We start from the raw sequence: 9,626 nt of genomic DNA on the forward strand, positions 1-9,626 counted from the left end.
GAATGTCCTCCAAGCGGGCGTCCTACACCGCAGCCGGCGCGGCGGCCAGACGGATCAGTTCGCCCAGCCGCTTGATCCCCTGGTCGATCATCTCTTCACGCGCGCAGGAGAACGACAGCCGAATGGTGTTCTTACCCGTTCCGTCGGCGAAGAACGCGCTGCCCGGCACGAAGGCGACACGCGCCGTCTCGAGCGATTGCGCCAGCAGCGCCGCGCCGTCCATGCCTTCCGGCAAGGTCAGCCAGACGAACATCCCGCCCTCGGGCCGGCTCCAGCGGACGCCTTCGGGCATCTCGCGTTTCAGCGCCGCCAGCATGTGGTCGCGTCGCGCGCCATAGACCGCGCGCAGCCTCTCGACCTGCTGGTCGAAAATGTTCCGCGCCACCACGTTCATCGCCGCCTGGTTGATCGTGGCCGAATGCAGGTCGCCGGCCTGTTTCAGGATGACGAGCCGCGAGACGACGTCCTTCGCGGCGCACACCCAGCCGACGCGCAGCCCCGGCGACAGCGTCTTGGAAAAGGTGCCGCAATAGATCGTGCGGCAGGCCTCGATGTCGCCCTTGCGCTCGATCTCCATCGCCAGCAAGGGCGGGATCGCCTCCCCGTCATAGCGCAGCGACTGATAGGCCCCGTCCTCGATCACCGCGACGTCGAGCGCATCGGCGAGATCGAGAACCCGTTCGCGCTCGCCGAGTGTCAGGGTCTCGCCGGTCGGGTTGGCGAAGTCGGGCGACACATAGGCGAACTTCACCGCACCGCCCTTCGCCCGCGCCTCGGCGGCGAAATCCTCCGGCGCGCGGTTCCCCATCGGATCCAGCCGGTCGTAGTTCGGCTCATAGGCGCTGAACGCCTGCAGCGCGCCCAGATAGGTCGGCCATGTCACCAGCGCCGTGTCGCCCGGTGAAAGGAACAGCTTGCCCAGATAGTCGAGCGCCTGCTGCGACCCCGAGGTGATGACGATGTTATCCGGACCGCAGGCAACGCCGAGCCCGGCCATCTGCTCCGCGATCCAGCCCCGCAAGCCCGGATGCCCTTCGCTCGTCGAATATTGCAGCGCCGCGCCCGCCGCCGGGCCGGTCAGCGCGTCTGCATAGGCGTCCCTGAAGGCCTCCGCCGGAAATAGCGCCGGATCGGGAATGCCGCCCGCAAACGAGATGATGTCGGGCTGGTCGAGCAGCTTCAGAAGCTCGCGGATCTCGGACGCCTTCATCCGCCCCTCGCGCGAGGCGAAGCGATGATCATGTTCCATGGTCGTTTCCTCGGGAAATTTTGTTGAACCGACCATGCGCCTTCGCGCAATTTATGTCAACATTACTGACCTAAAATACACGCAATATTTCGTGCGTCGAGCCGCAACGAAAAAAGGCCGCGGTCTCCCGCGGCCTTCCGATCTGTGGTGCGATGAACCTTAGTTCTTCGCCTTGTCGACCAGCGCGTTCGACTTGATCCACGGCATCATGCCGCGCAGCTTCTCGCCGACCTGCTCGATCGGGTGCTCGTCGTTCAGGCGACGGGTCGCCTTGAAGCGGGCTGCGCCGGAATGCCACTCCTGCATCCACTCGGAGGTGAACTTGCCGGACTGGATGTCCTTCAGGACGCGCTTCATCTCGGCCTTGGTGTCCTCGGTGATGATGCGCGGGCCGGACATGTACTCGCCCCACTCGGCGGTGTTGGAGATCGAGTAGTTCATGTTGGCGATGCCGCCCTCATAGATGAGGTCGACGATCAGCTTCACTTCGTGCAGGCACTCGAAATAGGCCATTTCCGGCGCGTAGCCGGCTTCCACCAGCGTCTCGAAGCCGGCGCGGATCAGCTCGACCAGGCCGCCGCACAGGACGACCTGCTCGCCGAACAGGTCGGTCTCGCACTCTTCGCGGAAATTGGTCTCGATGATGCCCGAACGGCCGCCGCCGACGCCGCATGCATAGGACAGCGCCAGGTCATGCGCGTTGCCGGAAGCGTCCTGGTGGATCGCGATCAGGCACGGCACGCCGCCGCCCTTCTGGTATTCGCCGCGCACGGTGTGGCCCGGGCCCTTCGGCGCGATCATGACGACGTCGACCGTCGACTTCGGCTCGATCAGGCCGAAATGGACGTTCAGGCCATGGGCGAAGGCGATCGCCGCGCCGTCGCGGATGTTGGCCGCGATGTGGTCCTTGTAGATGCCGGCCTGCAACTCGTCAGGCGTCGCCATCATCATCAGGTCGGCCCAGCCGGCCGCTTCGGCGACGCTCATCACCTTGAAGCCGTCCGCTTCCGCCTTCTTGGCGGTGGCGGAGCCTTCGCGCAGCGCGACGGCGACGTCATTGGCGCCGGAATCCTTCAGGTTCAGCGCATGCGCGCGGCCCTGGGATCCGTAGCCGATGATGGCGACCTTCTTGGACTTGATGAGATTGAGATCGGCATCACGATCGTAATAGACACGCATGATCTGTTCCTTCCCTTACGTGTTGTTGGTCTTTGGATTTTCCGCGGCTGCGTGGAGCCGCCAGAACTGGTCGATGGCCCGCCGGGCCTGCAGGTCGATATCCGCCTGGCTGGAAAGCAGGGACGGCGCCTCGCCCAGCAGCAGGCGCACATGCAGGTCGCCGACGATCAGGCCGTAAAGCGTGTTGAATGCCGCCTGGCGGTCGTCATAGGCGAGAAGTCCCGCCGTCCGACCCGCCTCCAGCAGGCGCACCGCCCGCTGTTCGATCGGGTGGCGTCCGCGCTCCATCATGAGCCGGCCAAGACGCGCATCCGCATGACCGGCCTCGCCGATCGCCAGCCGGTTGAGCGCCAGCGACGTCGGTCCGGAAAGGACGGTGAGGAGATCGCGCGCGAACCCGGTCAGTTGCCGGCGATACTCCGTCGCATCCCGCTTGACCGCCGGCGGCACGGACACGCGCACCTTGCTCGCCTGGTAGGTGATCATCGCGGCCAGCAGCCCGTCGCGGTCGCCGAACCACTTGTAGAGACTTTCCTTGGAGCAGCTGGCGGCGCGCGCCAGGCGGGCGGTCGTGAACCCCTTGTCGCCACCCTCGACCAGCAACGAGAGCGCCACGTCCAGCACATCCGTCTGGCGCGGGCCGAACTCCTCCTCGCCGCTCTCGGCGGGTGCGTCGTCGATGGTTTCAGGGGCAAGCATGCTGCGATCCAAACAAGTACCGTACGGTACGGTTCGGGCGTTCTATGCGCGCCACCCGGTCAGGTCAAGCCCAATGTCGCGGGGAATTCGGTCAGTCTTCGTCGCCGTCCATGGCGAGCGGCGGCGCCGCGGCGCCGAGATCGATGAGCTGCGGCCCGTCATGGGCCTTGCCCGCGTCCTTCATCATCTCCAGCCGCCTGGCGATGCGGGCCTTGGCCTCCTCGGCCTTCAGCCGCAACTGCTCGTAGACCTCCGGATCCTCGTCGGCGAGCTGATGCGTCTCCCAATGCTCGTGCCCGGATGCCTCCGACGCATGGGGATGCGCTTCCATCGGCGGCTCCGCGGCCTTGGCACGGTCGAAGTCGTCGCGCAGCGGCGCGCTGTCACGAAACAGGTCGTTGGCCTGCGCATGCGTCAGCGGCGCTTCGATTTCCTCCGCCCAGGCCTGCGACGGCTCGTCATCGTCATCGTCATCGTCAGAATAGACGGCGGCTCTCGGCGTGTCGTCGGCGAACAGCGTTTCCACGGGCACATCCGTCTCGCCCGCATCGAAATGCGGCTCGGCCGCCTCGAGCACGTCCGGCCCCGCCTCCTCGTCCCATGAGGTGAATTCGGCCTCCTGCATCACCTCAGGTTCGGCCTCGTGCGCTTCAAGGTGTTCGGTGTCCGCCATCGCCTCGGGCAGCGCCCGCTCGGCCGCTTGCCATTGCTCGAACTCGGCCGCTTCCCGCTCGACGGCCTCGCGCTCTGCATTCAGGCGCGCGCGTTCGGCCCGCCGGGCTTCCGCCTTGCGGTGCTCCAACCGACCCAGGATCGTCGCGCTGCGTTCACGCAGGATGTCGCGCTGTTCCATTTCGGCGCTGCGTTCGACGGCCGCTCCGATGCGGTCCTTCGCCGTTCCGCGTGAGAAAAGACGCTGCAACATGGCGCTCTCCTTCAATTTCGCCACAGGGTAACGCCAAATGGTGAACGGCTCCTTTCCGTTCTATCCGGCATTTCACAGCGGACATCGGCGCGATTGACACGCCCGACGCCTCGGCTAAGACACCGCGATGTTCGTCAATCTCGCCCTCGGCACACTCGTCATCTCCATGACGGTCGTCATCCACACATTCGGCCTGATCTGGGTCACGCATGCGATGAACTGGCTGACCGACAAGTTCCGCGCCAATGGCCGCCGCAGCCGCATGCTGGCCATGAACACGGTCGTCGTCGGCATCTTCGCCGTGCTGACCGTCGAGGTCTGGCTGTGGGCGGTCTTCTATTACGTGCTGAACGTCTTCGGCGATTTCGAAACCGCGCTCTATTTTTCGACGACCACCTTCTCCACCGTCGGCTATGGCGATCTCGTCACCAGCGAGCAGTGGCGCATCCTGGCAGGCCTGGAAAGCGTCAACGGCTTCCTGCTGATCGGCTGGTCGACGGCCTATCTCGTCGCCGCGAGCATGCGTGTCGGCCCCTTCAAGGCCGGCGAGCACTTCTGACCGGTCAGTCGCCGAGCGCGTCGTTGAATCGCTTGACCGCGCCCGCCATGCCGAATTCCAGCGCGTCGGCGGTCAGCCCGTGGCCGATCGAGACTTCGGCCAGGAACGGAATGCGCGCCACCAGCGCCGGCAGGTTGTCGACGGTCAGGTCGTGTCCGGCATTGATCGCGAGCCCCGCCGCATGGGCCGCATCGGCCGTCTCGCCCAGAAGGTCGATCTGCCGTGCCGCCGCCTTCGGATCGTCGAAGCAGGCGCCGTAGGGGCCGGTGAAGAGTTCGACCCTATCGGCGCCCGTCGCCCTGGCCGCCTCCATGCCGGTCACGCCGGCATCGGGGTCCGCGAAAAGCGAAACCCGCATGCCCTTCGCCTTCAGGCGCTGCACGCAGTCGCGCAGGAAATTGCCCTGGCCGGCGAAGTCCCAGCCATGGTCCGAGGTCGATTGCGTCGGATCGTCGGGCACGAGCGTCACCTGGTCCGGCTCGTTTTCCTCGACAAGCGCGAGGAAGTCCTCGGTCGGGTAGCCCTCGATGTTGAATTCGGCGCCGGGAAACTCGTCGTCGAGCAGCGCCCGGATCTCGGGAAGGTCGGCGAAACGGATATGGCGCTGGTCGGGCCGCGGATGCACCGTCAGCCCATGCGCGCCCGCCTGCATGGCGATGCGGCCAAGCCCGGTCACGCTCGGCCACGGCAGGTCGCGGCGGTTGCGCAGCATGGCGATGGCGTTGAGATTGACGGACAGTTTGGCGGGCATGCGGATCATTCTTGCGGATTGTCGACGTGCCGGCGAAGCGGCAATTTCGACCTATTGTATCCGCGCAGAATTGGAAAGCCGCCGCCCGCCGCGAAATTGTATCGGGCACAATGCCGTCAGGCGACCGCCAACAACCCGAACAGCAGCATGATGCCCAGGACGGCAAGCACGATGAAGATCAGCACGCGCGCTGCGGTTCCGGCGAGGCCCGCGACGCCGTGGAAGCCGAGCAGGCTGGCGATGGCGGCGATGATGATGAGGATCAGAATCCATTTGAGCATGATGTCTTGGCTCCTGTTGGCTGCGCCAAACCAACGCCGTTGCCCTGAATTGGTTGCATTCTGCGGGCAGAGCCGCACCGAAGCCCTCCACCCCACTGTCAAACCGCTGCAACGAAGATGCGTTCAATCGATGCCATGCTGACGCTTTCGATCATCGATTCGCTGAGCCTGCCCGGCTCCGAAAACCGCCCCAACGAGGACCAGATGGGCTGGACGGCCCAGTGCGCCTTCGTCATCGACGGCGCGACCGGCCTCGGCCCGGATTTCGTCGTCGGCCGCCACGACAGCGACGCCGCCTGGCTCGCCTCCTTCGCCAAGGTCCATTTCGAGGAGATGATCGCGCCGGGCCGCTCGATGGTCGACATCGTCCGCTCCACCAACGCGCTCGCCCGCAGGATCGTCACCTTCGCCGCCAACGGCCGCGACATGCCGGCCTGGAACCTGCCGGTGGCCGGCTTCCAGATGGTCCGCATCGAAGACAGGCGCATCCGCACCTACGGGCTGGGCGACTGCCTTCTCATCCTCACCGACGGCGAGGACGCGACCGTCACCCACACGGCCATGCCGGGCAACGACGCCCATGAGCGCGAGGCCGCCCGCCTGGTGATCGAGCAATGCGGCGGCCTGGGCAACCTGCCCCGCCTGATCGACGATCCGCACCTGCTGGCCCGCCAGCGTGCCGGACGCGCGCAATACAACACCGCCTCGAGCCCCGTCTGGACGCTCGGCGCCGCGCCCGACGCCGCGGACCATCTCGTCTCCGCCCCGCTGTCGGACCGCCTGCCCGTGACCGGGCTCCTGTGCACCGACGGCTTTGCGGCGCTGGCGACGAATTACGGGCTCTACGAACCGGGCGAACTGGTGGAGGCGGCAAAGCGCGACACACTCCCGGTCCTCGGCGCAAGGCTGCGCAACGTCGAGAAGCGCGAGGACCCCGACGGCCTCCTCTATCCGCGCATGAAGCGGAGCGACGACGCCACGGCGGTTCTGTTCGAGATCAGGGAAACCGCCGCTACTTGACGATAGTCAGCGTCTCCGCAGCCCGCGTGATCGCCGTGTAGAGCCAGCGGCTGCGCATGTCGCGGAACGCGTAGCTCTCGTCGAACAGCACCACGTCGTCCCATTGCGAACCCTGCGCCTTGTGCACGGTGAGCGCGTAGCCATAGTCGAAATCGTCATAGCGCTTCTTCGTCTGCCACGGGATCTCGTCGTCCGGCGCGTCGAACGCAGCCTTCAGGAGTTTGATCTTGGCGACGCCGCGATCCGTGTCGCCGTCATCCGGCGACACGAGCAGGTTGATGCCGGGTTTCACCGTCTCCTTCGAGGCGGTCATCACCTTCCACAGCGAGCCGTTGAGCAGCCCCTTGGCCGGATCGTTGCGCAGGCACACCAGCTTGTCGCCCGCCTGCGGATAGGCAGCCGTGAAGCCCTTCAATTCGCGCAGGCGCTGATTGTAGCGCCGCCGCGTCCGGTTGATCCCGACCAGCACCTGGTCGGCGGCCAGCACCAGTTCGGCGTCGACGTCGGCCTTGGAGATCACCTGCGTCGTGCCGTAGTCGCCATGCATGATTTCGTTGCCGGCCCGCACGTCCATCGCAAGGCGGATGATCGGGTTTTCAGCCGCCTGGCGGTGGATTTCGGTGAGCAGGAAGTCCGGCTCGTGGTCGGTGAAGAACCCGCCGCCGGAGATCGGCGGCAACTGGCCGGGATCGCCGAGCACCAGGATCGGCGTGCCGAAGCTCATCAGGTCGCGGCCGAGCTGTTCGTCGACCATCGAGCACTCGTCGACGATGACCAGCTTCGCCTTGGCGATGTCGCTCTGCCGGTTGAGCGAGAAGGTCGGCGACATCGACGTCCTGCCGGTCGTTTCGTTCTCGATCGCTTCCTCGCCGCGCGGCCGGTAGATCAGCGAATGGATCGTCTTGGCATTCGACGCGCCCTTGGCCCGCAGCACCTGCGCCGCCTTGCCGGTGAACGCGGCGAATTGCACGTGCCCGTCGACATGCTCGGCGAAATGGCGCGCCAGCGTCGTCTTGCCGGTTCCGGCATAGCCGAACAGCCGGAACAATTGCCGGTCGCCATTCGCCAGCCAATCGGCGACGGAGGTGAGCGCGTCGTCCTGTTGCGGGGAGAATTTCATGGAAAGGGCTGTACCGGATTCGTTCGCGCACCGCCACGCCGGAATGGCGCCCGGTTGGACGCGCATGCGGAGTTTGACATAAATGCGCCCGTCCCCATCGAACGAAACGGGAAACGGTGATAAGCTACTGCCGTAAGGTCACTTTTTCCGTTTTAACGTTCGCCTGCTGCTGACATTTCCGTGCTGACGCTGCATCTCAAAGGTCCATTCCGTCTGACCGGCCCCGGAGCCCCCGCAACGCTGTCGCGGCGCGCACAGGCGATGCTGGCATTTCTGGCACTGCAGCCCGACCTGCGGGCGGAACGCGGGCGGCTTGCGGACCTGCTCTGGTCGGACCGCCCGGAGGAACAGGCCCGCGCGTCGCTGCGCCAGGAACTGTCGGTCATGCGCCGCGATCTCCCCGAGGGCGCGCTGATGGCCGACCGGCAATTCGTGTGGCTGCAATCCGGCAAGATCGGCGCCGACATGACCGGCGACGGCCCTTTCCTGGACGGGTTCGACCTCGCTTCCGAAGGCTTCGAGGACTGGTTGCGCGCCACGCGCGCCGCCGCCGAAGCGGCCTCCGAGCCCCCCTCTCCCGCGCCGGAATTCAAGCAAAACCTGCCTCGCCTCGCCATCCTCGCCTTTGACGAACTGGGCGCCGCCGATGCGGACATGTTCGCCGACGGCGTGGTCTCCGAAATCACCGGCGCCCTGTCACGCGTGACCGAATTCCACGTGATCGCGCGCCAGTCCGCCTTCGCCCTGCGCGGACAGCCGCTCGACATCCAGACGATCGGCGAAAGGCTCGGCGCGGACTATCTGGTCGAGGGGTCGGTGCGCAGGTCCGGCGACCGTGTCCGCATCGCGGTGGAACTGGTCTCCGCCGGTGACGGACGCGCGTTGTGGGCGGAACGGTTCGATGACCGGATGGACGATCTCTTCGACCTGCAGGACCGCATCGCCGCGCAGGTCGCGGGCCAGATCGCGCCCAATCTTCGGGCCGCGGAAATCGCCCGCGCCAGCCAGCGTCCGGCGGCCGATCGGACCGCCTATGAGCTGGTGCTGACGGCGCTTCCGCATTTCTGGGCGCATCGGCGGGAAGAAAACGCCCGGGCGATCGAATTGCTCGACACCGCGCTCGCCCATGCGCCCGACTATGCTCCGGCCCTCGCCTACAAGGCGTGGTGCTACGGTCACCAGTGCTGCTATCTGTGGAGCCGGGACGCAGTGACCGACCGCCAGATCGCCGTCGACCTCGTCAGGCGCACCGCACCGCTGGTGCGTGACGACCCCGGATCGCTCGTCGCCCTGTCGGCGGCCAGCGCGCTTGCCGGCGACGATTTCCCCCAGGCCGACCTCTTCGCGGACAGGGCCCTGGCGCTCGATCCCAACAACGCATGGGGCTGGTTGCGCAAGGGCTGGAACGCGATCTACAGCGGCAACCCGGACGAGGCTCTCGTCTTTTTCGACCGGGCCGAAATGCTCAGCCCGCTCGATCCGTTCCACTTCAACGTGCTGTTCGGCCGGGCCGCGTCCCTGCGTAAACAGGGTCGCTACGATGAGGCGATCGAGCTGATCCAGCGCGGCATGCGGGCGGGCTCCGGCGTGGTCTGGGCCTACCGGATGCTGTTCAGCGCGCTCTGGATGGCCGGACGCAAGGAAGAGGCGCTGGAAGCCGCGCGCAAATGGCGTGAAAGCAACCCCGACCTGACGCCCGACCTGATGCGCGCGCTCCTTCCCAAATGGACCCACGAACCGGAGCATGTCGAACTGATGATGACGATGTTCGAAGCGGCCGAACGCTGATCGCGCGGCGTAGAGTGCGCGGGCTGGTTCAAAGGCTGAAACGCCCGGCACATCC

10 protein-coding genes are annotated in these 9,626 nt (G+C 66.2%); 3 read left to right on the plus strand and 7 right to left on the minus strand.

Features of this window, described 5'->3' with window-relative positions; all coding sequences use genetic code 11:
• Window positions 1–22: 22 nt before the first annotated feature.
• From MRY80_RS11680 to MRY80_RS11695, 4 genes are all read right to left on the minus strand, one after another.
• Complete coding sequence (locus MRY80_RS11680; protein WP_293291173.1) at window positions 23–1,249, minus strand: PLP-dependent aminotransferase family protein; 1,227 nt, start codon at window positions 1,247–1,249, stop codon at window positions 23–25.
• A 159-nt stretch (window positions 1,250–1,408) separates the two neighbouring features.
• Window positions 1,409–2,428, minus strand: a complete 1,020-nt coding sequence (gene ilvC / locus MRY80_RS11685) for a ketol-acid reductoisomerase (RefSeq protein ID WP_293291175.1) — start codon at window positions 2,426–2,428, stop codon at window positions 1,409–1,411.
• 15 nt (window positions 2,429–2,443) lie between these two features.
• A complete protein-coding gene (locus MRY80_RS11690; protein ID WP_293291176.1) occupies window positions 2,444–3,127 on the minus strand; it encodes a TetR/AcrR family transcriptional regulator C-terminal domain-containing protein in 684 nt (227 codons plus the stop codon).
• 91 nt (window positions 3,128–3,218) lie between these two features.
• Window positions 3,219–4,052: a hypothetical protein gene (locus MRY80_RS11695; protein ID WP_293291178.1), complete on the minus strand. Its 834-nt coding sequence runs from the start codon at window positions 4,050–4,052 to the stop codon at window positions 3,219–3,221.
• A 127-nt stretch (window positions 4,053–4,179) separates the two neighbouring features.
• Between MRY80_RS11695 and MRY80_RS11700 the strand changes: the two genes are divergently transcribed.
• Window positions 4,180–4,611 carry a potassium channel family protein gene (locus tag MRY80_RS11700; RefSeq protein WP_293291179.1) on the plus strand — a complete coding sequence of 144 codons (432 nt, stop codon included), beginning with the start codon at window positions 4,180–4,182 and terminating at the stop codon, window positions 4,609–4,611.
• A 4-nt stretch (window positions 4,612–4,615) separates the two neighbouring features.
• Here the strand turns inward: MRY80_RS11700 and MRY80_RS11705 are convergent, their stop codons facing one another.
• Both MRY80_RS11705 and MRY80_RS11710 read right to left on the minus strand, forming a co-directional pair.
• Window positions 4,616–5,362 carry a pyridoxine 5'-phosphate synthase gene (locus MRY80_RS11705; protein WP_293291180.1) on the minus strand — a complete coding sequence of 249 codons (747 nt, stop codon included), beginning with the start codon at window positions 5,360–5,362 and terminating at the stop codon, window positions 4,616–4,618.
• A gap of 116 nt (window positions 5,363–5,478) precedes the next feature.
• Window positions 5,479–5,643 (minus strand): DUF1328 family protein, encoded by a 165-nt coding sequence (locus MRY80_RS11710; protein ID WP_293291182.1) that lies wholly within the window; start codon window positions 5,641–5,643, stop codon window positions 5,479–5,481.
• 117 nt (window positions 5,644–5,760) lie between these two features.
• On the opposite strand from MRY80_RS11710, the gene MRY80_RS11715 reads away from it, so the two are divergent.
• Window positions 5,761–6,663, plus strand: a complete 903-nt coding sequence (locus tag MRY80_RS11715; RefSeq protein ID WP_293291184.1) for a hypothetical protein — start codon at window positions 5,761–5,763, stop codon at window positions 6,661–6,663.
• Here MRY80_RS11715 and MRY80_RS11720 read toward each other — a convergent pair.
• Window positions 6,656–7,783 carry an ATP-dependent RecD-like DNA helicase gene (locus tag MRY80_RS11720; RefSeq protein ID WP_293291185.1) on the minus strand — a complete coding sequence of 376 codons (1,128 nt, stop codon included), beginning with the start codon at window positions 7,781–7,783 and terminating at the stop codon, window positions 6,656–6,658. The two genes, MRY80_RS11715 and MRY80_RS11720, sit on opposite strands and share 8 nt — an antisense overlap.
• A gap of 261 nt (window positions 7,784–8,044) precedes the next feature.
• On the opposite strand from MRY80_RS11720, the gene MRY80_RS11725 reads away from it, so the two are divergent.
• Window positions 8,045–9,571, plus strand: coding sequence for a hypothetical protein (locus MRY80_RS11725; protein WP_293291187.1), 1,527 nt, complete (start codon window positions 8,045–8,047; stop codon window positions 9,569–9,571).
• Window positions 9,572–9,626: the final 55 nt, after the last annotated feature.

Origin of the sequence: Oricola sp. (assembly GCF_022763245.1) — a bacterium.
GTDB lineage: Bacteria > Pseudomonadota > Alphaproteobacteria > Rhizobiales > Rhizobiaceae > Oricola.